This is a genomic window from Sporosarcina sp. A2 (genome assembly GCF_050858885.1).
GTDB lineage: Bacteria > Bacillota > Bacilli > Bacillales_A > Planococcaceae > Sporosarcina.
The window spans coordinates 1,523,421-1,546,034 of sequence record NZ_CP193898.1; the positions used below are offsets into that span (position 1 = coordinate 1,523,421).

The 22,614-nt window shown below is 41.4% G+C and carries 18 protein-coding genes, 1 other RNA gene and 1 other annotated feature; of the genes, 7 read left to right on the top strand and 12 right to left on the bottom strand.

The window, feature by feature from the left end; genetic code table 11:
* Nucleotides 1–57: 57 nt before the first annotated feature.
* The 3 genes from ACRPI0_RS07570 to ACRPI0_RS07580 all read right to left on the bottom strand — a co-directional run bounded on the left by ACRPI0_RS07570 (nt 58) and on the right by ACRPI0_RS07580 (nt 1,335).
* Nucleotides 58–348, bottom strand: coding sequence for a hypothetical protein (locus ACRPI0_RS07570; RefSeq protein ID WP_432355728.1), 291 nt, complete (start codon nt 346–348; stop codon nt 58–60).
* Nucleotides 349–449: 101 nt separating this feature from the next.
* Nucleotides 450–923 carry a GNAT family N-acetyltransferase gene (locus ACRPI0_RS07575; protein ID WP_432355729.1) on the bottom strand — a complete coding sequence of 158 codons (474 nt, stop codon included), beginning with the start codon at nt 921–923 and terminating at the stop codon, nt 450–452.
* 109 nt (nt 924–1,032) lie between these two features.
* Nucleotides 1,033–1,335, bottom strand: coding sequence for a TIGR04104 family putative zinc finger protein (locus tag ACRPI0_RS07580; protein WP_432355730.1), 303 nt, complete (start codon nt 1,333–1,335; stop codon nt 1,033–1,035).
* Between the two features lie 1,273 nt (nt 1,336–2,608).
* On the opposite strand from ACRPI0_RS07580, the gene ACRPI0_RS07585 reads away from it, so the two are divergent.
* Nucleotides 2,609–3,619 (top strand): DUF1646 family protein, encoded by a 1,011-nt coding sequence (locus tag ACRPI0_RS07585; protein WP_432355731.1) that lies wholly within the window; start codon nt 2,609–2,611, stop codon nt 3,617–3,619.
* A gap of 90 nt (nt 3,620–3,709) precedes the next feature.
* Here the strand turns inward: ACRPI0_RS07585 and ACRPI0_RS07590 are convergent, their stop codons facing one another.
* Together ACRPI0_RS07590 and ACRPI0_RS07595 are read right to left on the bottom strand one after the other, a co-directional pair.
* Complete coding sequence (locus ACRPI0_RS07590; RefSeq protein ID WP_432355732.1) at nt 3,710–4,681, bottom strand: proline dehydrogenase family protein; 972 nt, start codon at nt 4,679–4,681, stop codon at nt 3,710–3,712.
* A 137-nt stretch (nt 4,682–4,818) separates the two neighbouring features.
* Nucleotides 4,819–6,546 carry a methyl-accepting chemotaxis protein gene (locus tag ACRPI0_RS07595; protein ID WP_432355733.1) on the bottom strand — a complete coding sequence of 576 codons (1,728 nt, stop codon included), beginning with the start codon at nt 6,544–6,546 and terminating at the stop codon, nt 4,819–4,821.
* A 261-nt stretch (nt 6,547–6,807) separates the two neighbouring features.
* Between ACRPI0_RS07595 and ACRPI0_RS07600 the strand changes: the two genes are divergently transcribed.
* From ACRPI0_RS07600 to ilvA, 3 genes are all read left to right on the top strand, one after another.
* The gene (locus ACRPI0_RS07600) at nt 6,808–7,245 is read left to right on the top strand and encodes a MarR family winged helix-turn-helix transcriptional regulator (RefSeq protein WP_432355734.1); all 438 of its coding nucleotides are present in this window, start codon (nt 6,808–6,810) and stop codon (nt 7,243–7,245) included.
* Nucleotides 7,246–7,272: 27 nt separating this feature from the next.
* On the top strand, nt 7,273–8,175 hold the full coding sequence (locus ACRPI0_RS07605) for a diacylglycerol/lipid kinase family protein (RefSeq protein WP_432355735.1): 903 nt from the start codon (nt 7,273–7,275) through the stop codon (nt 8,173–8,175).
* A gap of 136 nt (nt 8,176–8,311) precedes the next feature.
* On the top strand, nt 8,312–9,583 hold the full coding sequence (gene ilvA, locus ACRPI0_RS07610; RefSeq protein ID WP_432355736.1) for a threonine ammonia-lyase IlvA: 1,272 nt from the start codon (nt 8,312–8,314) through the stop codon (nt 9,581–9,583).
* Between the two features lie 56 nt (nt 9,584–9,639).
* Here the strand turns inward: ilvA and ACRPI0_RS07615 are convergent, their stop codons facing one another.
* Entirely contained in the window at nt 9,640–11,058 is a 1,419-nt protein-coding gene (locus ACRPI0_RS07615; RefSeq protein WP_432355737.1) for an NAD-dependent succinate-semialdehyde dehydrogenase, read from the bottom strand.
* A 196-nt stretch (nt 11,059–11,254) separates the two neighbouring features.
* On the opposite strand from ACRPI0_RS07615, the gene selD reads away from it, so the two are divergent.
* Together selD and mnmH are read left to right on the top strand one after the other, a co-directional pair.
* On the top strand, nt 11,255–12,298 hold the full coding sequence (gene selD / locus ACRPI0_RS07620; protein ID WP_432355738.1) for a selenide, water dikinase SelD: 1,044 nt from the start codon (nt 11,255–11,257) through the stop codon (nt 12,296–12,298).
* Between the two features lie 12 nt (nt 12,299–12,310).
* The gene (gene mnmH, locus ACRPI0_RS07625) at nt 12,311–13,354 is read left to right on the top strand and encodes a tRNA 2-selenouridine(34) synthase MnmH (RefSeq protein WP_432355739.1); all 1,044 of its coding nucleotides are present in this window, start codon (nt 12,311–12,313) and stop codon (nt 13,352–13,354) included.
* Nucleotides 13,355–13,662: 308 nt separating this feature from the next.
* Here mnmH and ACRPI0_RS07630 read toward each other — a convergent pair whose 3' ends face one another.
* From ACRPI0_RS07630 to hisS, 4 genes are all read right to left on the bottom strand, one after another.
* Nucleotides 13,663–14,433, bottom strand: coding sequence for a tRNA threonylcarbamoyladenosine dehydratase (locus ACRPI0_RS07630; protein ID WP_432355740.1), 771 nt, complete (start codon nt 14,431–14,433; stop codon nt 13,663–13,665).
* A gap of 81 nt (nt 14,434–14,514) precedes the next feature.
* Nucleotides 14,515–14,696, bottom strand: a non-coding RNA gene (ssrS, locus tag ACRPI0_RS07635) — 6S RNA.
* Between the two features lie 88 nt (nt 14,697–14,784).
* Nucleotides 14,785–16,545, bottom strand: coding sequence for an aspartate--tRNA ligase (gene aspS, locus ACRPI0_RS07640; protein WP_432355741.1), 1,761 nt, complete (start codon nt 16,543–16,545; stop codon nt 14,785–14,787).
* Nucleotides 16,546–16,568: 23 nt separating this feature from the next.
* Nucleotides 16,569–17,831 (bottom strand): histidine--tRNA ligase, encoded by a 1,263-nt coding sequence (hisS, locus tag ACRPI0_RS07645; RefSeq protein ID WP_432355742.1) that lies wholly within the window; start codon nt 17,829–17,831, stop codon nt 16,569–16,571.
* 67 nt (nt 17,832–17,898) lie between these two features.
* Nucleotides 17,899–18,136, bottom strand: a binding site (T-box leader).
* Nucleotides 18,137–18,253: 117 nt separating this feature from the next.
* Between hisS and ACRPI0_RS07650 the strand changes: the two genes are divergently transcribed.
* The gene (locus tag ACRPI0_RS07650) at nt 18,254–19,792 is read left to right on the top strand and encodes an N-acetylmuramoyl-L-alanine amidase (protein ID WP_432355743.1); all 1,539 of its coding nucleotides are present in this window, start codon (nt 18,254–18,256) and stop codon (nt 19,790–19,792) included.
* Nucleotides 19,793–19,836: 44 nt separating this feature from the next.
* Here ACRPI0_RS07650 and dtd read toward each other — a convergent pair whose 3' ends face one another.
* Together dtd and ACRPI0_RS07660 are read right to left on the bottom strand one after the other, a co-directional pair.
* Nucleotides 19,837–20,277: a D-aminoacyl-tRNA deacylase gene (dtd, locus tag ACRPI0_RS07655; RefSeq protein WP_432355744.1), complete on the bottom strand. Its 441-nt coding sequence runs from the start codon at nt 20,275–20,277 to the stop codon at nt 19,837–19,839.
* Between the two features lie 18 nt (nt 20,278–20,295).
* Entirely contained in the window at nt 20,296–22,494 is a 2,199-nt protein-coding gene (locus ACRPI0_RS07660) for a RelA/SpoT family protein (protein WP_432355745.1), read from the bottom strand.
* Between the last annotated feature and the right edge of the window lie 120 nt (nt 22,495–22,614).

The following is a 22,614-nucleotide window of genomic DNA, read 5'->3' on the forward strand; positions in this document are numbered from 1 at the left end:
GTTTCAGAATCGCACCCGATTGTTGGGAGGGGATTGCACTATACATTCCCCCAACCACTAATATTGAATGTCTTCTAAAACCGAAGGACTATCTCCGTTTTTTGAATACCTGGCGAAATACTCTATATCTTTCTCAATAAGGTTCCAAACCATCTTTTCTTGTATCACTATCTTAAATGGTTCTTCTTTGTTGTGATTGTTCGGGTCATATGCCATAATACAATGTTCATTATTGTCGCTTGAATAACCTTTTTCAATCACCATTAACGACGAGGCAATTGAAACTCCAGCACAGGAGGCAAGTAATAATGTGAAAAGGATGATGAATAGACCGAAAGTTCTTTTCATAAGTCTTCCTCCAATGATTAAATAATGCTTTAAGTTTCAACAACCTGGCCCGATTGAGGCACAGTCCTTATGCAACTAATGCACCCGATTGCTTAAAACTTCTACAATCGTAAAGTCATCTTTCTACTGAGATTTTCCATTGCGAAACTTTCATAAAAATTAATAGCTTTCTCATTAAACTCCCAAACATTTAAATCTAATGAGGATGCCCCTTTATTTTTAGCCCATTCCACACACGCTTTAAATATTTCTCTACCTATTCCTCTTCTTTGACAACTGCTTCTAACTCCAAAATCGTTCATGTAGGCAAAAGTCCTTGGCATCATAGACTGAAATGATGGTGACTCGTTCAGTTCCATTACCGCATACCCAACTACATCTACCCCTATTTTTGCAACTAAAATATCAATATTGGGGTCTCCCATTAAATCTCTAAAGTAACTTTCAGGCATCACCTGTTCAACCTTAGAAAAGATATGTGGTAATGCGTCTGAATGTTCGTCATGTCCTTCTTTTACAATCAAATTAATTTCATTGAAATCATTTATATTGGCAAGTTCTAAATTAATATCCATTGGAATCCCCTTTCGTTATATCTGGAGTAAATTCAAGACATTCCCCCATAATTCGGCCAAATTGCAGCACGGATCTTATTCGTTTATTGCCCCCATTAACTTAAGTACATTACTTCACAAGGATTTTTTTATAAGTAACAAAAAATGGAGTCAACAAAGAACCAATAAATAAAATAAATAGTGCTATTACAAGTGTTGCAGGAAGGTTCCTAAAAAGCGATATAAGATTTCCAAAGATTATCATTGGTAGAATAGTCGAGGAGACAAAAATAATCCTTCCAGGAAATGTTATCTTATGTGTTGTGCCACATTCATTACATTTAATAGGCTTATAATTCCACCAACAAGATTTATAAATTTTTCTCCAACTAAATTGAGCATTACAGTTTTGACATTTTTGAATGAATACCACCCTTTCCTCTCTTTTTATAATTTAACGTATTCAGCTAAATGGCCCTATTGTTGAATAATCCATAAAATACAATACGCTCAATTTCTTGGAGAGAAAGATGGCCCACCCCGAGGGATTACCGTCCGTCTTGAGACCCCGTACATCCCAAGCTTTTCGTGACCGAGGTGGCTCGATCGACGCACCTCCGAAAGCGCACAGCATTAGTTGGTTCGTTTGTAGCTTAACCAAAGTCGTAACTACTAGCTCCTAAATAATTCAATTAATTGTTTACTATCCGTAGCGCCTATAATTGTATTTAGAGGAATTAAATTAATTACAACGGTTAAATACGATACGAAAATAAAACTATCAAAGTAATTTCGGAAAACTAGAAATTCATAACCAGTAAATAAGTGATTTGCTAGTGCTGATAAAAGATTAAATATAACCCCACCTATGTAAAAGAATATTTTCGGGCTCTTATTTAATAGCTCATTGTTTTCAGGAATAACCCTTCCGCCAAAGAAATAAGCTTTCTTAATTAAAAAATGGTTCCTACTCCAAATTACGTCACCATTAACAATGGAAGACTCGCTTACTCTGAAACCATATATTTTCAAAAAAAATGCATGTCATTATTCATTAATCAGTGCAATTATTGGACTGATAAACATAATAACAACTAAAATATTAATAAAGAAATCCACCTTATCATCTCCTTACTAATATATAAGGAAAAGTAAGAATAAGGTTACAAATGTATCTGAGTATTAATACATTACGCTTTTAGTGATCGGGAAGACTCAAGCCACGCCCCCTGGAAAGCGTGCCGTCTGAAGCGCAAAGCAATTGTTTTGTTTGTCTTTGATCGCTAAAGACTTACTTTATTACAAATTACCTTAGCTGTTTATTAAGTATAACATTTCCAATTCTGAAAAGTGTGTCCTTTCATCCTGAATTACCCAGAAGATATTCAGTGGTAAAACCTCTTTCACTTGGTGTTAAAAAAATGTTTTAGTGGTGCAATTCGTTGGCTTTAATTAGCCATTAAAACGTAAAAAAAGAGAGCTAGGGCGTAGTATTAGTTAAAATATAAGAACAACAATGACGGCCATTCCCCACAAATTAAGCATCAAAATGCCAAAGCGGATAAAAATCAATTCGATTTCCATACTCTACATCTATAGGTAAAAGCAGCTTCCTTCATCGGAAGCTGCTTTTCTTGCCTGGTGATTTATGTCCTATTCGTAGCATAGAATTTAACATTCAAAAGATGGCTAAGCGAGGGATTTAAATGACACTTGTATTAGGTATACTGCTTGTAGCTGTTTTGCTTGGACCGTTTTTATTTACATTTGCAGAACGGAATTTGGAATTCTATCTACTCGCTCTCGGAATTTGTGCTGTAGCTGTTTCCGGACTGTGGAGCGCTGAGATTGTACTTACAGCCGCAAAAGATCCAATTGCTATTACCTGTGCAGTCCTTATTGCAGGGGGTCTCGTACGCGCGTTTCAAAAGCCTTTCAGTAGTACCATCAATTTTATCCAACATGTTATTCCCTCTCGCCTTTTCATAGGGGGGATTGTAATCTGCATCGGGCTAGTCGCAAGTATCATTACTGCAATTGTTGCAGCAGTTCTACTCGTGTCAATTGTCAGCTTTCTCAACTATGAGAGACGAACCCAAATACGACTAGTTATCTTATCGTGCTATTCCATAGGGCTAGGTGCCATTTTAACACCTCTAGGAGAGCCTTTATCGACAATTGCCACTAGCCGATTGAACGAAACATTCTTCTACTTATTCACTTTACTCGGTAGTGACGTAATCATAGCGATAGTCCTTCTTGGAATCATTGCGGGTATGTTAATTTCTCCTTCTAAGCAAAAACGAAGCGACGTTCGAGAACTAAAGGTTGAATCGTGGGGAGCTATTATTTCTAGGAGTTTTAAAGTGTATGTCTTTGTAATCGCGCTGACTTTTCTAGGAACCGGTTTCGAACCATTGCTCAATCCTATTCTTGCAGGAAAAAGTCCATCCGTTCTTTACTGGGTCAATATGATTTCTGCAGTATTGGATAATGCTACTCTGGCTTCTATCGAATTGAGCCCATCTATGGATGAACCAACTGTTCGCGCCCTATTGATGGGGTTACTTATTAGTGGAGGCATGCTAATCCCCGGAAATATTCCTAATATAATTGCTGCCGGTAAACTATCCATTACGAGTAAAGAGTGGGCACGCTTCGGATTCCCATTCGGACTACTTGCTATGGTAATTTACTATTATTTGGTGGTTTACTAAAATGTCTACGCGTATTTATATTTTCCTCATAAAAAAAACTACTCGAAAATCAGTTTTCACTGATAATCCGAGCAGCTAGTATTGAAACGATTATTTGTTACGCTTTGTCATACGTCCAAGTGCGAATGCACCTGCAGCAAGACCAATAAATGTATTTGTTTTCTTGCTAAAGACTTGTTTAACGATTAAGTTCATATTTTGTGGACGCTCTGCTAGACGGCGCATGAAGTAACCATACCAATCTTCGCCAAACGGCACATAAGTAGTAAAGTTATAGCCCTCTTTAGCTAGCTCAAGTTGCATTTCTTTACGGAATCCGTAAAGCATTTGGAATTCGAACTTGTCATAAGAGATATCATTATCTTTTACGAATTGCTTCACATGATTAATGACATGGTGATCGTGTGTTGCAATTGATGTGAACTTACCATTCAATAAGTGCCATTCAATTAAACGTACATAGTTTTCGTCAATATCGACTTTGTCCTGATAAGCGACTGCTGGAGACTCTTTGTAAGCCCCTTTTACAATACGTAGACGGAAATCTTCATGCTGTTTCATGTAGTCTTCTGCTTCAAAAAAGTATGCTTGAATAACAGTCCCCACATTGTTATATGTTTTAGATAAGTCTTCGAGTAAATCAAACGAAGGCTTCAAACGATCGTAGTCTTCCATATCGAAATTGACAAAGATGTCATATTCGTTAGCTTTGCTGACGATTTCACGAAGATTCTCTTCACAGAAACTTTGGTCTATATCTAGCCCAAGTTGAGAAGGTTTAAGTGAAATATGAGCATCGACACCGTTTTCATGAATTGCTTCAATCACACTCAAGATTTGATTTTTTGCGGCAGTCGCTTCTTCGCGGTGATAAACAAACTCACCGAGATTGTCGACAGTACAAGAAATACCGTGCGCATTCAGTTCCTTAATACTTTCAATTGTCTCAGGAATGTTAGTTCCTGCTACTACGTTTTGAGCACCCAGTTTCAAACCATATTTTTTTGCTGCGCTGTTTAATGTCTGGTTTTGGGAAAGGCCGATAAATAAGTCTTTTAGCATGTCGAAAACTCCTCAGAACAAAATTTTTCACCACTTCATTATATCATATATCGCTCGAATACGACATGATCTTAACTATGAAATGCATAGCATTTTTTCATGAAGCCTTTACGGTCAACCACTAATTATTCGAATGTTTAATGGCTTTCTTCTTCTAAAGCTAAGCGGAAGATTTGTACACTTTCATCCAATTCTTCTGCAAGGCGCTTCATCTCTTCGGATTGTTCTGCCACGTCACTGATAGTCGCAGAAGTTTCTTCACCTGAAGCAGAGATATTCGCTGTCATTTCTTCTAAAGAACGTAGGGAATCCGCAAGTGCTCGAATATAACGATCGGCTTCTTCGGATTTCTTCGCTTCTCTCATCAAACTCTCTGAAATCGCAGATACTTCTGCAACAGTTTCTTCTACTGCTGAAGAAATTCCACCTAACGTTTGTGCAGTTTGACGAACGGTTTCTGATCCTGTTTCGATAAGTCCTCCACTTTCTTCAGTAGATAGAACTACCTCTTCAATGCTTGAAGAAATATCTTTGATCAATTGACCGACTTCTTGAACATCCACATTAGACTGTTCTGCAAGTCGTCTAACTTCATCTGCCACTACTGCAAATCCTTTACCATGCTCACCTGCTCGAGCTGCTTCTATAGATGCATTTAGTGCCAATAGATTTGTCTGATCTGCAATATCCGAAATCGATTCTGTAATGGTTTGAATCTTCTTAGCAGAATCGATGAGACCTTGAATGGCTGATTTTGTAGTCGATGAAGAAGCAGAAATTTTCTTCATATCCTCACTAAGAGAAACAGCGCGTTTTCGCCCTTCTTCAGCTAATTCCATCGTATTCTTAGAAATCGATGCTGCTTTACCTGCACGTTCATCTGCTGTGTGTAAATCATTTGCTAAATCTTGAATCAGTTGTGCTACTTGGTCCGCACTTTCAGTTCCATCCACAACAGAACTCGCTGCTTCGTTTATGCTTTCAGAGACCATATGCGAAGCCCCTTGCATCTCTTTCAAAGAATCTGATGTTTGTGTCGTACTAAGTGTCAGTTTTGAAGAGGTTGACTTGACTGTTCCTATCATGGACCGCAAATTTGCTGCAAGTGTATTTAGTGTGATTCCGAGATCTCCGACTTCGTCTTTGCTAGACACTTGTATATCTGCAATTGCCAAGTTACCGGAAGCAAGCTCCTTAGAGTGCTCAATTAACTCAGAAATCGGGCGCGTCTTTTTCCGCAGAAGGAATAGTGTTAATAGTGCAGCAAGAATTAACGGAATAATACTGAGGAGAATACCGTTACGTACAACCCCCCATGTGCGATCTGTAACAATACTCGCATCAAAATCAATGGCACTGACTGCTATAACTTCTTTAGAAGAATCTTGGTCTTTAAAGATAGGTGCATACCCCGTCAACCGTTTGACGTCAGCAAATGTATACGCTTCAGAATGCGTAGGGTGCTTCATTTCTTGAAGCATTGCAATCGCTTCTTTATCCACTTGGAAGGTGTCTCCGGGTTTAAAGCCTTTTTTGCGCAAGTTATCATCTAACGCGATTATTTTGCCATCTAGATTGACAATATATTGCGTTTCGAAGATGTCTTTGTGTGCAGTTGTCCAGTTTAGCTGTTCACCAACTTTGTCTTGAACGGATACATCACCCGCTAGTGCTTTCTCCATATCTTCAGGTAAAATCAACCCTGTCGTTATATTTGCACATCCGTACGCTTCGATTCCAGCTGCTTCGAAAAGTTTGTCGTACGCGGTTTTATACGTTGCAATAGATGTAATTGCAAGCATAACAACAAGAATTCCGATAATTAAACTACCCAATTGAAATGTTAAAGATCTTGTCATTTTCATGATTCCTAATACCTCTTTCGTTTACATGTAATAAGGACTTTGTACTCCACATCTTACATTACATATGATCCAATAACTATAGTTAAATAGTTATTTCACATAAAGTACAAAAATGGTGTACTTCTATTATCGACCAGCTTGAGGAATTTGGAAGTTCTTTTTCTCTATTTTTTTCTAAGACTAGGGTATGATAGAGTAGTCATTCACTTTTTAAAAACTAGAATTTATAACGTATCAAGTATATTCCATGGAGGGTTCCTTATGTCGGACACAAATAACCAAAGTATTTTCGAATTACTACATACCATAGAAAAAGTTAGCTATCAGATGGTCCTTAAATGGCAGTTGCGTTCTGATAATGACTTAGGGATTTCACATATCTTAGTTTTGCAAGAGCTCGTGAATGAAGGAGAAAGTCGTCCTTCAGATATCGCAAAAACATTGAACTTCACACCCGCGTCACTTACTCACCTCTCCACGAAACTCACGAAACGTGGGCTAATCGTAAGAAGACAAGATGAGAAAGATAAGCGTACAAAGTATCTGTCGATTACGGATGCTGGAGTAACATTAGTTAACAAAGCATACAATGACGGCATTGAAGTGCGTCGTGAATTGTTTTCTCATATCTCAAAAGAAGAACAGACTTCATTGTTGGAAATTTATAGGAAACTTGACGATGCACTTTCTAAATCCTAAATTTACTATGCAAAATCGGGGTGCTCTATGTATGCAATCATTGTAAATCCATCTTCAGGGCGCGGAAAAGCTGTTCAACGTTTTCAACAAATCGAGCAGAAGTTCCTTGCATCTGCTATTCGTTATGAAACGTTACTTAGCGATTCTAAAGAAGCTTCACATCTGTTTGTCCAACAATTGATGGAAAGTAATCGTCTAACCGCCATTATAGTAATTGGTGGTGATGGGACAACCGGCTCCGTCGTTCAACTCGCATCGGAGCAAGGTATCCCTCTCGCCATCCTTCCTGCTGGATCTGGAAATGATGCTGCGCGTACGTTCAAGTTGACTCCCGATCCTAGTATTTTCATAGAAAAGTTACAAAATCCAACTTTTCACCCGGTTGACTTGCTAGATGTGAATGGGCAGCTCGGTATAACCATTGCAGCTGCTGGTGTGGATGCAGAAATTGGGGAGAAAGCAAATCACTCTTTATATAAGCGTTTGTTAAACAAGGTCAATTTAGGTGGTGTCGCGTACCCAATTGCTGCGATCCACACGTTGCTCGTTTTTTCCCCGTTTGAAATTGGATTATCCGTAGATGGCAAACCGTTCAACTGGAATCGCACATGGCTTATAGCTGCTGGAAACACGCCTTCATACGGTGGTGGACTGAAAGTTTGTCCAGAGGCACTCACAAATGATGGGTTGATGAATCTCACAGTTGTCCACTCTGCCAGTCGAAAATCATTACTGTTGAGCTTATTCCCGAAGCTAATACAAGGCAATCCAATTAGAAGTGCATCGATCACCTACTTGACCTGCTCCTCTGTTTCGATTAAAACGGATCGCTCTGTGTTACTCATTTTGGACGGTGAACCCATTGAAAGTCCTAGTTTCACTATTCGCATTCTACCTAGCGCTTTAAAATTGGTGAATACAAGTGAATAAATGTTTGTTTTTATAAAGAAAACGCTTACATAATTCCACACGAACTAAATGTTCTAACTATTTAGAATTAGTAGTTGTATTTCGTTTACTTCCCGTGGTAGTATTGAAAAATGCTAGTGTTGAGGAGGTCGATCCATTGACGAACGTTCAAGAAGTAGAAAAGAAAAAATTATGTATTGAAGATATTTTAATCGCCAATCAGGTGCTTAAAGATATCGTAGCCCACACTCCTCTTCAAAAGAACAAGAGACTTTCTGAAGAATATGGATGTACGGTTTACATTAAACGAGAAGACCTGCAGCACGTTCGATCATTTAAGCTACGAGGTGCTTATTATAAAATTAAACGGATTGAAACAGAGGCATTGAGCAAAGGTATTGTTTGTGCCAGTGCCGGCAATCATGCACAAGGAGTTGCTTTTGCCTGTGCTCAACTCGGAATCGATGCGAAAATATTCATGCCTTTAACCACTCCAAAACAAAAAGTCGATCAAGTAAAAATGTTTGGAAAAGGATTTGTAGATATTTTATTGACCGGAGACACGTTTGACGATTCGTTCGAAAGTGCATTGCTATGTACGAATGAAGAAGACCGAATCTTCATTCATCCGTTTGATGATATTGATATTATTGCTGGCCAGGCAACGGTCGCGGTGGAGATCATGAACGATATCGAAGAACCAATTGACTTCGTCTTTTCAAGCATTGGTGGCGGTGGCTTGATGTCCGGTATAAGTACGTACATTAAAAACCTATCTCCCCACACACGCATGATTGGTGTGGAACCTGCTGGTGCTGCGAGCATGAAAGCATCCTTTGAGAACGGAACGCTCACATCCTTACCGACTATCGATAAATTTGTCGATGGAGCAGCGGTCAAGTGTCCAGGTCAGAAGACGTTTGAAATCTGTTTTGAATTTGTTGAAGAAATACTTGCCGTTCCTGAAGGTAAAGTTTGTACCGCCATTCTAGAGTTATATAATAAGCATGCAATTATAGCGGAACCTGCTGGTGCTCTTCCGATCGCCGCCCTTGATTATTATAAAGAAGAAATTAAAGGGAAATCGATTGTAGTTGTTATTAGTGGGGGGAATAATGATATTGGAAGAATGCAGGAAATCAAAGAAAAGTCCTTGATTCATGAAGGGTTGTTGTATTATTTCATTGTGAATTTCCCTCAACGTGCTGGAGCATTGCGTCAGTTCCTTGATAATGTGCTTGGGCCAAACGATGACATTACAATGTTTGAGTATACGAAGAAGAACAATAAAGAAAACGGTCCGGGGCTTGTTGGTATTGAATTAAAGCATCCTGGAGATTACGATGGATTGCTTGAACGCATGAGTTCAAATGGGTTTGCGTTTACGGAAGTAAATAACAATAGTACGCTGTTTGAATTGCTGATTTGATTGGATTAAAAAACAGGCAGGGCTCTTTACTTAAGAGCCCTGCCTGTTTTTTTGTATTACAACCCGACTGAAATGTATTTCACTTCTACAAATTCTTCAATTCCCTGATGTCCGCCTTCACGACCTAGACCACTCTGTTTAAATCCTCCAAATGGTGCTTGAGGAGAGGATGGATTACCGTCATTCAATCCGACAATCCCATATTCTAACTGCTCACTCATCCGAATTCCACGCGTAAGATCCTCTGTGAATACATAAGCGGCCAATCCGTAAATGGTATCGTTCGCACGACGTATCGCTTCTTCTTCTGTTTTAAACGTTGAAATGGGTGCCATTGGGCCAAACGTTTCCTCGTTCATGCAAAGCATGTCTTCTGTCACACCCGTGAGTACAGTAGGCTCATAGAGCAGCCCTTCAAGTTTTCGTCCTCCCGTAGCTACTTTTGCTCCTTTATCCAATGCATCTTTCACATGACGTTCTACTTTTTCAATAGCTTTTTCGTCAATCAATGGACCAATCTGCGTACCAACCTTCAGCCCATCTCCTGTTTTCAACGCTTTCACTTTCTCTGTAAAAATTTTCGTGAACTCTTCGACAACAGATTCTTGGACGTAGACACGGTTTGCACAGACACACGTTTGGCCAGCATTTCTAAATTTAGTTGCGAGTACTCCTTCTGCTGCTTTTTCCAAGTTACTGTCTTCCATAACGATGGCTGGAGCTAGTCCACCTAATTCGAGTGAAACTTTCTTCACTGTGTCAGATGCTTTTTTCATAAGTCCTCGCCCGACCTCTGTGGATCCGGTAAATGTAATCTTTTTCACTCGTTCATCTGCAAGCCAAGCATCACTAATGTCTTTCGATTCCCCTGTCACTACGTTTACAACACCTTCAGGAATACCAGCTTCTAGTGCAAGTCGTACGAGTTTAATAGCGGTAAGCGGCGTTTGACGAGACGGTTTAATAACGACTGTACAACCGACTGCAAGTGCAGGAGCCACTTTCCGTGTAATCATGGCAGCAGGGAAGTTCCAGGGCGTGATCGCTGCGACAACTCCGACAGGTTGTTTGATGACAAACATTCGTTTGTTTTGTTGCGTTGCAGGAATCGTTTCCCCGTACAGCCGCTTCCCTTCTTCTGCGTACCATTTGTTGAAGCCATTCGCGTATCCAATTTCACCTGCTGCTTCTTTTGTTGGTTTTCCTTGTTCAAGGGTCATCGTTTTTGCTAAATCATCGGTATCTCTTACGATTAGTTCATGCCATTTCATAAGTAGCTCACTGCGCTCATATGCAGACAGAGCAGCCCATTCAGGGAAAGCTTTAGTGGCTTCATCCACTGCACGAATCGCTTCTTTCTCTCCGCCTTTAGGTACGTCTGCAATCTCCTCTTGCGTAAATGGATTAACGACTGCGACCTTTTCCAGTTTTTCACCAAAGTCAGGTTTTCCAATAATCATTTCAAAGCTTTCCATTACAAACTCCTCCTTCATATTCAAACAATCAACTTCTATCGAGACCTCAGTACGAGGATTCAAAATATAAATTTTGTTGGTTAACGTGGATTTCTAAATGCTTCACAATAGTTTGACACGCGTTTTGTGATAAACTGGACGATAGCAAGCTTTTTCGGCTTACTGAACAAAAAATGAATTGTGAGGCGACGTAATCATGAAACCAACCGTTAAACTAACGACACTTACAAAAAAAGGTGGATGCGGCTGTAAAATCGGACCAGCGGACTTAGCTGAAGTTTTACGCACACTCCCTGTGGCAACAGCAAACCCAAATCTTCTAGTAGGACTAGATACGAGCGATGATGCTGGTGTATATAAGTTAACAGATGATCTCGCAATTGTGCAGACACTCGACTTCTTTACACCGATCGTTGACGATCCTTATGATTTCGGTCAAATAGCTGCGACCAACGCGATCAGTGATGTCTATGCAATGGGCGGAACACCAATAACAGCCCTTAATATAGTTGCATTCCCTATTGCGGCACTTGATAAAACAATTTTGACGGAAATTCTTCGTGGTGCGGGTGACAAACTGAAAGAAGCTGGTGTTGCACTCGTTGGCGGACATTCCATTGACGACCAGGAGCCGAAGTTCGGTTTATCTGTAACAGGTACAGTTCATCCTGACAAAATCAGACCGAATGCAGCTGCACAACCCGGAGATGTTCTCATCCTTACGAAACCAATCGGTGTTGGTATCTACACAACTTCTTTGAAGCACGGAGAATTGTCTGATGAAGAAATTAAACACGTGACGTCCGTGATGACGACTTTGAACAAGACAGCTGCTGAAACTATGGCGAACTTCGACGTTCATGCTGTCACTGATGTGACTGGATTTGGCCTGCTTGGGCATACTTCAGAAATGGCGAAAGGCAGCAAAGCTGGAATTACGTTATACGCTGATGCTGTTCCTGTACTTCCACGCGCGAAAGAATTGGCGCTAGGTGGCCACGTCCCAGGTGGAACAAAAAATAACTTTGCCCATTTAGAAAATGACGTTACGTATGCAAATCACTTAGATCAAATCGATCAGTGGATTTTGTGTGATGCAGTTACTTCTGGCGGATTACTAATTGCAGTCTCAGAAGCGGATGCTGAAGAGTTACTTGCATCGATGCAGAAGAACGGCGTGGACGCAAAACAAATCGGTAAAGTTACGTCTGACAATCCTGGACACATTTCTGTCCAATAAGAAGGTGCATGTATGTTTCGAGATATTACACTACGGGATTTAATGGCGCTCCATGCAAAAGAGCCCCATACGATGATCGATGTTCGATCTCCCAAAGAATTTGCAGAAGCCAGTATTCCAGGAGCATTGAATATTCCTTTGTTCAACGATGAAGAACGTGCAGAAGTTGGAACGATTTATAAACAAGTCGGTCAAGCGGAAGCAAAAAAAAGAGGACTCGCAATTTTCTCTGAAAAGTTACCTGCATTTATTGCTGAATTTCAAGCGATCGACACGTCGATGACTGTGTTCTGTTGGCGTGGAGGCATGCGAAGTAAGACGGCCGCTACGGTGCTTGACCTCATGGGCATCCATGCCCACCGTCTTACTGGTGGCATCCGTACGTATCGCCAGTGGGTTGTCGAGCAACTAAAGGATTTCGAATACACACCTGAGCTAATTGTATTGAATGGCTATACAGGATCAGGAAAAACCGTGATTCTTCATAAGTTAGCAGAAGCAAGCGAGCCCATTGTAGATTTAGAACACCTAGCAGGTCATCGCGGATCAATTTTCGGTCAAATTGGACTGGAAGCGAACAATCAGAAAAACTTCGAGTCGCTATTATTACACGACTTGAAACGCACAAATGAAGAAAAAGTAGTGTTTATTGAAGGCGAAAGCAAGCGTATCGGTAAAGTGACAATGCCTGGATTCTTGTTCGATAAAAAAGAACATAGCCGCCAGCTCATCATCAAGTTGCCGATTGAAGAACGCGTGCGCATCACGTTGGAAGATTACCAACCTAAAGAGCGCCCGGAAGAGTTTATAGCGGCATTTGAACAGATCAGACGCCGGATTCACGTACCAATTGCAAAAGAGATTGAAATTGCGTTGGATACAGGTGACTTTGAGACAGCGACTCTCTTGTTACTTGAACATTATTACGATCCGCGCTATCAGCACTCCACTGGAAAAGTGGACGATGACTTGAAAGTCACGATTGATGCAGACACGGTGGACGAGGCCTTCGAGAAAGTGCTCGCCTGGAAGAAAGCGTATATGAAAAATCTATAAGAAAAAGCATGCACACCACAGGGGTTGATGAACAACCCCTGGATGTGCATGCTTTTTGCATTATATGATCATTTTGGATGGAGACTACTAGCTTTTGAACGTAGTGCACTTCCCCAATTAAATCTTTTCGTCCTTCAGCATGTTGCTAAGGTTACATAACGATTTTCCATTTTCGTTATGTAACGATTTATTGGTGGCGCTTCGCTTGTTTTTCTGAGTACTTTCGAGTAAGTACGATTGGCTTGATGTGTTGCAGTAGGCTTATGATCACTTTTCGCTAGTTATGAGCGCCTTCCTAACGATCGCTATTATTTCTTAGCGTCGTTCACGCGTTCCAAAGGTATGTCTGCTGTGATGTCATTCAAGACCCAACTTGCGCAAACCAGACCAGCGACGGATGGACAGTAGGAATTCGATGCGGGTGGCATTTTGGCTTTACGAATTGCTGCGTCCGGCTTCCCTACTGTTTCTGCAACATCAGGGCGCACGATGATTGGGCTTTCATCGGAGAATACAACAGGCACTCCTTTGTAGATGCCGAGTTTACGTAGGCGTGTCCGAATAACCTTGGCAATTGGGTCCGTATGCGTTTTTGAAATGTCCGAAATTTGGAATCGAGTTGGATCGATTTTGTTCGCGGCTCCCATACATGAAATGATTTTGATATCTCTCTTTACACACTGTTCAATCAGATGTAGTTTATAGCTAATTGTGTCGGATGCATCAATGACATAATCGGGCTGTTGGTGGAAAAAGCGTTCTGCGGTTTCATCTGTATAAAACATATGAAGAGGAACGATTTCACAATTTTCATTGATATCTTGTATGCGCTCGACCATTACTTCAACTTTAGAGCGACCGACTGTCGACAAATAGGCGACGAGCTGTCGATTAATGTTAGTAATATCGACGTCATCTTTATCGACAAGAATAATCTTGCCTACGCCGCTGCGTGCACAGGCTTCAGCTGCAAATGATCCGACTCCTCCAACTCCAAGAATGGCAACAGTAGTGTCGCTCATTCGCTTAACGCCTTCTTTACCTATGGATAATTCATTTCTAGAAAATTGGTTTAACATAACTCAACGACCTTTCTGTATTAAATCACAAAAATAAAAACCCCTCAGCAATATTGCCGAGAGGAGTACGTTCACTTTAGAACAAATCCCAAATGTGCCGTCTTTGTAATATCGTTTTGAACCCGCACGGTGCAGGTGGGTGTCCGATCTGCTCGTTTCTGAGGTCCCATGACAGGCATGTCATCACAAGTAGAATCTAGACTCCCGACGATTAAAGTGTTCGGTCAAAACTGTCTGGCAAATAACGAACACCTCAGGATTTGTTATTAGATGTATCATATCACACGACTTCTTTTGTTTCAATCATTTAAAGCGAAATTCTTTAGTTTATTCTGAAAAGTGAGTTACGTCTTATTTTTTATCCACTAACTGGATATGCAATTCAGTTAGCTGTTTTGGATCTACAGCGTCAGGAGCTGCTGTCAATAAGTCTGTAGCACTTGCAGTTTTCGGGAATGCAATTGTGTCTCGCAAGTTCGTTGAACCGGATAGCAACATGACAAGACGATCTAGTCCGAAAGCAATGCCGCCATGAGGAGGTGTTCCGTATTCGAATGCGTCTAGAAGGAATCCGAATTGCTCACGTGCTTGCTCTTCAGTGAACCCAAGTGCTGCAAACATCTTCTCTTGAACATCACGTTCAAAAATACGAAGAGATCCTCCACCTAATTCATAGCCGTTTAACACTAAGTCATACGCTAGAGCTTTAACTGTTTCTGGGCTAGATACAAGTTCTTCGACGTCAGCAGGCATCGTGAACGGATGGTGTGCTGCGTAATATCGGCCGTCTACTTCGTCATATTCGAATAGTGGCCAGTCAGTTACCCATAGGAAGTTATAAAGTGATTCGTCAATCAAACCACGCTCCCGTCCAAACTTCATGCGGAGCGCACCTAGAGTGTCTGCAACTACCGATTTCTTGTCTGCAGCAAATAACAATAAGTCTCCAGGCTCAGCATCTGCTTTAGCGATTAGAGCTTCTGCTGTTTCCCCTTCGAAGAACTTCGAAATAGGACCTTTCAAGCCTTCTTCTTCACATTTCAGCCATGCTAATCCTTTTGCACCGTAGACAGCTGCAAATTCACCAAATCCATCAATGTCTTTACGTGAATAGTCTGTTGCGCCACCTTTAACGTTGACCAACTTCACTAGGCCGCCTGCTTCTAGAGCGCCTGTGAATACTTTGAATGCTGTATCTTTCACAATGTCAGAAACGTCGACTAATTCCATTGCAAAACGCGTGTCGGGTTTGTCCGAACCGTAACGTGCCATAGCGTCCGTATACGTAATTCGTTTGAATGGCCCCTCAATTACCGTTTCTTTTACGTCTTTCATAACTTTTTGCATAAGACGCTCGTTTAGCTCGATGATCTCTTCAATTGACATAAAACTCATTTCCATATCAATTTGTGTGAATTCAGGTTGACGGTCTGCGCGTAAATCCTCATCACGGAAACAACGTGCAATTTGGAAGTAACGGTCAAATCCAGAAACCATGAGCATTTGCTTGAATAGTTGTGGAGATTGTGGAAGTGCGTAAAACTCGCCATCGTGTACCCGACTTGGAACGAGATAGTCACGTGCTCCTTCAGGAGTCGATTTCGTCAGGATTGGTGTTTCAACTTCCAAGAAGCCTTCATTATCTAGAAAGTTTCGAACTGTTTTCGTTATATCTGAACGCATTTTGAACGTGCGGGCAAGTTGTGGACGACGAAGGTCAAGATAACGATATTTCAAACGTAATTCCTCACTGACGTCCGTATTATCTTCAATGAGGAAAGGTGGGTTTTTAGCTTCATTAATAATAGTGAGGTCCGTAACTTGGACTTCAATTCCACCCGTCTTCAAGTTTTTGTTTTTCGTGCGTTCTTCACGTTCTACGACAGTACCTGTTATTGAGATGACGAATTCGCTTCTAAGTTTCTCAGCAGTCGAAAGGGCTTCTTCGGAAATTGCTGGGTTGAAGACAGCTTGAACGATTCCTGTACGGTCGCGCATATCCACGAAAATTAAGCCGCCAAGGTCACGACGTTTTTGTACCCAACCTTTTAATGTAACTTCTTGACCGATCTGCTGTTCATTCAATACTCCACAATAGTGTGTTCGCTGCATTATTCAACACTGCCTCTCTTCAATTAGCCTTTAATAAGTTTAATTAGTTCTGTGATTGACACAGATTGTTGTGTCCCTTCAGCCATATTTTTCAGCTGGACAATCTGTTGCTCGACTTCTTCTTCACCGATAACTGTTACCCATTTAGCTTGCAAACGGTCTGCAGATTTCATCTGTGCTTTCATTTTTCGGTCGAGGTAATCCATATCAGCACGAATACCAGCTGATCGCAATTTCTGAAGGACTTGGAACCCTTCTTGCTTCGCTTCTTCACCTAAAGTCACCACATAGACATCCAACTCATCGTCATTTGTCAGTGGTACTTGCTCGGCTTCTAAAGCTAACAGTAACCGTTCGATACTCATTCCAAAACCAATTCCTGGAGCTGAAGGACCACCTATCTCTTCAGATAGCCCATTGTAACGTCCGCCGCCACAAAGTGTCGTGATTGCACCGAAACCTTCAGTAGTACTCATAATTTCGAATGCTGTGTGGTTATAGTAGTCCAGTCCACGTACAAGGTTCGGGTCAAGTTCAAAAGTAATGCCCGCTTTCGTCAATAACGTTTTCAATGCTTCAAAATAAACTCTGGATTCATCATTCAAATAATCCGTTAACGACGGTGCTGTTTTCATGAGTGGGTTTTCGTGGTCCACTTTACAATCTAGAATACGCAATGGATTTTTTTCTAAACGATTTTGACAATCTGTACAGAACTCTTCGATATGTGGTGCGAAGTGAGCAACTAGAGCATCTCTGTGTGCGATGCGTGACTCTTTGTCTCCTAGGGAATTCAATACGAGCTTAATGTCTTTTAACCCTGCGCGTTTATAAACTTCTAAAGCGAGAGAAATCACTTCAGCATCGATTGCTGGATCTGCACTACCAATTGCTTCTGTACCGAATTGAACAAATTGGCGATAACGGCCAGCTTGTTGGCGCTCATAACGGAACATCGGTTCAATGTAATACAATTTGACGGGTTGGTCGACCCAACCGAACATTTTGTGTTCAACGAAAGATCGAACGACAGGAGCTGTTCCTTCAGGACGTAATGTCATGGAGCGATCACCACGGTCTTTGAACGTGTACATCTCTTTAGATACGATATCCGTTGCATCTCCCACTGCTCGCTGGAACAGTTCTGTTTGTTCAAACATAGGTGTGCGAATTTCCGAATAGCGATAGACTTCGCATGCTTCGCGAATCATTTTTTCTACTTTTTGCCACTTCCAAGATTCTGCTGGCAAGATGTCTTGCGTTCCTCTAGGTACTTTAAATTTCATAAGTAAACCCCTCTCATCTGATTCAGTGAAAACGCAAAATACAAAAAAGCCCCCATCCCTTGCGTATGCAAGGGACGAGAGCTAAATAATAGCTTCCGCGGTTCCACCCAAATTGACGTCTAAGACGTCCACTCGTATCCGGATAACGGCCGGTTCCGTCTCTTCCTAATAAGCCGCTAAGGACCTTTCAAAAAAGAGTCTCTTTGGTGTTGTTCGTCAAGGTTTTCTGTAGGGGGATTTCAGCCACGTCCGCCCTTCTCTGTTTCAGCTTGAGCCTTGAGTACTTTCCAAGTCATCGACACTACTTCTTGATGCAGTTAACAATAATAGTACCATCTGAAGGAAATGTGTCAACCTTTTTCATTTTCCCTAGTCTTTTCCGTCAAAGTCTTTTACAATAATATGAAAGGAGTGTGAAAAAAATGGCGAAATTTGCAAAACTCGCAGCCGCAATCCTTTTAGTGTCCGTTCTATTGACGGATTCATCGACTGTAATTGCAAATTCCTCGGAGCAATCAGTCGTTGTGGACTCTCCAACGTTGAATTTACGTTCCGGCCCTGGCTTGACGTATTCAATTACCGGACAACTAAAAGATAAGCAAACTGTACGGGTATTGGATCGCTCCGATGAGTGGCTCCAAGTATCCGTTGACGGTCAAAAAGGATGGATCGCTGCATGGCTGACAAAGTCCGCGGGGACCGAATCAAAGCAAGGTAAAACAATAGTATCTCGTGTGAATGCACTAAATATCCGTTCCTCTCCTTCAATCACTTCGGCAGTTATCGGAAAGTTACGATCTGGAGAATTTGCAGGACTTGTTGAATACCAAGGAGAATGGGCCTCTATCGAAGTGGATGGGTTGCAAGGTTGGGTTCATACTACATACATAACTGAAGTGGAGTCCGAACAAAAAACTAATGCGCAATCATCCACAACTTCTAAACGAGTTGATGCCAATACGTTCACTGTAACTGTGAATCGACTTAACGTCCGTAAAAGAGCGAGTCAATCTTCTAAAAAGATTGCAACCGTTAGAAAAAATGATTCTTTTACGATTGAGAAAATCGATGGCAACTGGATCCGTATTTCACTGGAAGGAAAAAAATCCGGATGGGTCTATTCTTTCCATGGCGAACTGTCGACGACTGATAGCTCTAGTTCAACAGCGTCTTCAAAAACGGTATCCATCGTAACCAATGGTACGAATATCCGGAATTCTCCTTCCACGTCTTCAGAAGTTGTACATAGAGCAGATGCGGGAGAAGTCTTCCAGGTGCTAGATAAACAGAAAGAATGGTATAAGATACAACTTGCGACTGGCGAGACTGCTTATGTCGCAGAGTGGGTCGTCAACACTACAACAGCTTCAACGTCTTCTTCCACAGCTGTCCCTAAAAAACAGAAGCGAGTTCCTGGCACCTTAAAAGGACTTACGATCGCTATCGATCCAGGTCATGGAGGTAATGATCGTGGAACTACTGGAACACGTGGAACTGACGAGAAGGATTTGACGTTGCAAACTGCTGAGTTATTAGCAGGTAAATTGAAAGATGCTGGTGCAACAGTCGTGATGACACGAAACTCGGATACTTATATATCTTTGAAGAAAAGACCTGCAATCGCTCAACAAGAAGGAGCCGACGCATTTGTAAGTCTTCACTATGACGCGAATCCCGACCGCACAATTGAAGGGTTTACTACGTATTATACGCAATCCAATCAGCTCTCATTTGCACAAGCTGTAAACGATGGGTTATCCGGCTCTCTCGATTTGAACAATCGTGGAACGCAAGCCGCAAACTTTCTAGTGTTGCGCGAAAATCGGTTACCAGCCGTTCTCATCGAATTAGGATTTCTTTCGAATTCATCTGAAGAACGTGTCTTGAAAAGCTCGTATTTCAGGGAGCAAGCGTCTCAAGGAATCTACAAAGGTCTCCTTCATTATTTCGATGCACAATAAAAAACGTCCGTTACTCGCCAGATTCGGTGAGTAACGGACGTTTTTTATTTGGATTCAATAATTATAGTAACCGGACCGTCATTTACGAGCGCAACATCCATCATTGCACCGAAGACGCCTGTAGCTACAGTTAGTCCGTGTGCTCGGAGCATTTCGTTAAAATAATCGTAGAGCGGCTCAGCAATTTCAGGTCTTGCTGCTTCAATGAAACTTGGGCGTCTGCCTTTACGTGTATCCCCATAGAGCGTAAATTGCGAAATTGAAAGAATTGCCCCGCCTGTTTCTTCAATCGAGCGGTTCATCTTTCCATCCCCATCTTCAAACAAGCGAAGTCCTGCAATCTTATTGGCGACATACAAAACGTCTTCTTTAGTATCAGAATGTGTTAGTCCAACAAGGAGAACGTAACCATGATCTATGGCTCCAGTTATTTCCCCGTTGACTGTCACAGATGCTTTTTTAGAGCGTTGAAGCACTACTTTCATGCAAGAAACACCTCTTTATTAATTGATAATCCGTTGAACAGAGTAAATGTCTCGAATTTGCTTGATTTTGTCAACAATGCGTTGAAGATGCTGCAAATCTGTAATTTTGATGGACATGCTAATATGAGCAATTTTCACACGGTCTGCTTTTCCGGAAACTGCTACAATTGCTGTTTTCGTATCTACAACCGCCATCATCACTTCGTTCAGCAAGCCTGCCCGATCATAACCAGTGATTTCAATGTCCACTTGGAATTCTTTCTTAACACTTTCATTACTCGAAACCGCCCAGCTCACATCGATTAATCGATCTTCTCGTTCTCCACCTGCATGGATATTCGGACAGTCTACTCGGTGCACAGAAACCCCTCGTCCTTTTGTGATGAACCCGACAATTTCATCTCCAGGAACTGGATTACAACATTTAGAAAGACGGATCAGTAAGTTTTCAAGACCTTTCACAATGACTCCAGACTCTGTCATGGGTTGTGTCGGTTGTGTTTTAATATCGGAAACAATCTTGTCAATCGTATCTTTCTGTTCGCGTTCTTTACGGATTTTGTCCGTCATGCGGTTGACGACTTGCTGAGCCGTAATTCCGCCTGATCCAATAGCCGCATACATATCTTCTTCAGAGGTAAAACTATATTTATCAATGACGCGCTTTAAACTATCCGGTGTAACCACTTCGCGTACAACGAATTCTTGACTTTTCACTTCTTTTTCAAGCAGCTCTTTACCACGATAAATGTTCTCTTCGCGCAATTGCTTTTTGAAATATTGACGGATTTTGTTGCGCGCTTGAGACGTGTTAGCGATTTTCAACCAGTCTCGGCTAGGGCCGAATGATTGTTTCGAGGTAAGTACTTCCACAATGTCCCCAGTGAACAATTCTGTTTCTAGAGGCACCATTTTACCATTTACTTTAGCACCTATTGTTCGATTCCCGACTTCAGAGTGAACCCGATATGCAAAGTCGATGGGTACCGATCCTTTAGGTAGTTCAACTACATCTCCGTCAGGTGTGAACACATAAACCATGTCAGAGAACAAGTCGAATTTTAGAGATTCCATAAATTCTTCTGCATTCGAAGACTCATTTTGCATTTCCAAGATTTCACGGAACCACGTCAATTTAGAATCGATTGTATCTGGGTGATCTGCAGTGATCCCCTCTTTATACGCCCAATGCGCAGCAACTCCGAATTCAGCAATTTTATGCATTTCTTCAGTACGGATCTGCACTTCGAGTGGGTCTCCTGCGGGTCCCACAACAGTTGTATGCAACGACTGATACAAGTTCTGCTTCGGCATCGCAATATAGTCTTTGAAACGGCCAGGCATCGGCTTCCATAGCGTATGGATGATTCCTAGTACAGCGTAACAATCTTTAATGCTACCGACGACGATACGGACTGCAAGTAAGTCGTAAATTTCGTTGAACTCTTTTTTCTGAATGACCATTTTACGATAAATCGAATACAAATGCTTCGGGCGTCCCGATAATTCTGCATGTATGTCCATCGTGCCGATTTCGGTATGGATTTGTTCCATAACATTCTTTAAATAATTTTCACGTTCCACTCGCTTTTGCTTCATGAGGTTGACGATGCGGTAATATTGCTGAGGATTTAAATAGCGAAGGGCAATGTCTTCAAGCTCCCATTTGATCGCAGATATCCCGAGTCGATGAGCAAGTGGCGCAAAAATCTCTAATGTTTCAGATGAAATCCGACGTTGTTTTTCTTCTTTAACGTATTTCAGTGTTCGCATATTGTGTAAGCGATCCGCAAGTTTAATAAGTATGACCCGAATATCTTGAGCCATCGCAATAAACATTTTACGGTGATTTTCCGCTTGTTTTTCTTCGTTAGTCTTAAATTTCAATTTATCAAGTTTTGTTACCCCATCGACAAGCATCGCGACTTCTTCTCCGAAGTCCCGTACGATATCAGCTCTGCCGATTTCAGTATCTTCCACGACGTCGTGCAAAAATCCAGCAGCTACTGTAGATGGATCCATTTGAAGTTCTGCAAGAATCCCGGCAACTTGTACCGGATGGAGAATGTAAGGCTCTCCAGAACTTCTGAACTGACCTTCATGTGCACGTTTCGCAGATTCATACGCTTTTCCGACAAATGCGACGTGTTCCTTATTCATATAGGAACCTACAAGTTCAAATATATCTTCTGCCGTTAAATCTTGAGTTTTAGCCATTCTCTCACCTCTTTCAAGCTATTTCCGAAAAAATAAACATACCTCTATTGTATGGCGAAAATAGAAGATTTGTAAAGAAATGAATTTAAGGAGTTGTCTTACTGTGTCTAAAGCATGTCC

Coding starts and splice junctions, on each gene's coding strand:
- ACRPI0_RS07570 (WP_432355728.1), bottom strand. CDS start 348: ATGAAAAGAACTTTCGGTCTATTCATCATCCTTTTCACATTATTACTT.
- ACRPI0_RS07575 (WP_432355729.1), bottom strand. CDS start 923: ATGGATATTAATTTAGAACTTGCCAATATAAATGATTTCAATGAAATT.
- ACRPI0_RS07585 (WP_432355731.1), top strand. CDS start 2,609: ATGACACTTGTATTAGGTATACTGCTTGTAGCTGTTTTGCTTGGACCG.
- ACRPI0_RS07590 (WP_432355732.1), bottom strand. CDS start 4,681: ATGCTAAAAGACTTATTTATCGGCCTTTCCCAAAACCAGACATTAAAC.
- ACRPI0_RS07595 (WP_432355733.1), bottom strand. CDS start 6,546: ATGAAAATGACAAGATCTTTAACATTTCAATTGGGTAGTTTAATTATC.
- ACRPI0_RS07600 (WP_432355734.1), top strand. CDS start 6,808: ATGTCGGACACAAATAACCAAAGTATTTTCGAATTACTACATACCATA.
- ACRPI0_RS07605 (WP_432355735.1), top strand. CDS start 7,273: ATGTATGCAATCATTGTAAATCCATCTTCAGGGCGCGGAAAAGCTGTT.
- ACRPI0_RS07615 (WP_432355737.1), bottom strand. CDS start 11,058: ATGGAAAGCTTTGAAATGATTATTGGAAAACCTGACTTTGGTGAAAAA.
- selD (WP_432355738.1), top strand. CDS start 11,255: ATGAAACCAACCGTTAAACTAACGACACTTACAAAAAAAGGTGGATGC.
- mnmH (WP_432355739.1), top strand. CDS start 12,311: ATGTTTCGAGATATTACACTACGGGATTTAATGGCGCTCCATGCAAAA.
- ACRPI0_RS07630 (WP_432355740.1), bottom strand. CDS start 14,433: ATGTTAAACCAATTTTCTAGAAATGAATTATCCATAGGTAAAGAAGGC.
- aspS (WP_432355741.1), bottom strand. CDS start 16,545: ATGCAGCGAACACACTATTGTGGAGTATTGAATGAACAGCAGATCGGT.
- hisS (WP_432355742.1), bottom strand. CDS start 17,831: ATGAAATTTAAAGTACCTAGAGGAACGCAAGACATCTTGCCAGCAGAA.
- ACRPI0_RS07650 (WP_432355743.1), top strand. CDS start 18,254: ATGGCGAAATTTGCAAAACTCGCAGCCGCAATCCTTTTAGTGTCCGTT.
- dtd (WP_432355744.1), bottom strand. CDS start 20,277: ATGAAAGTAGTGCTTCAACGCTCTAAAAAAGCATCTGTGACAGTCAAC.
- ACRPI0_RS07660 (WP_432355745.1), bottom strand. CDS start 22,494: ATGGCTAAAACTCAAGATTTAACGGCAGAAGATATATTTGAACTTGTA.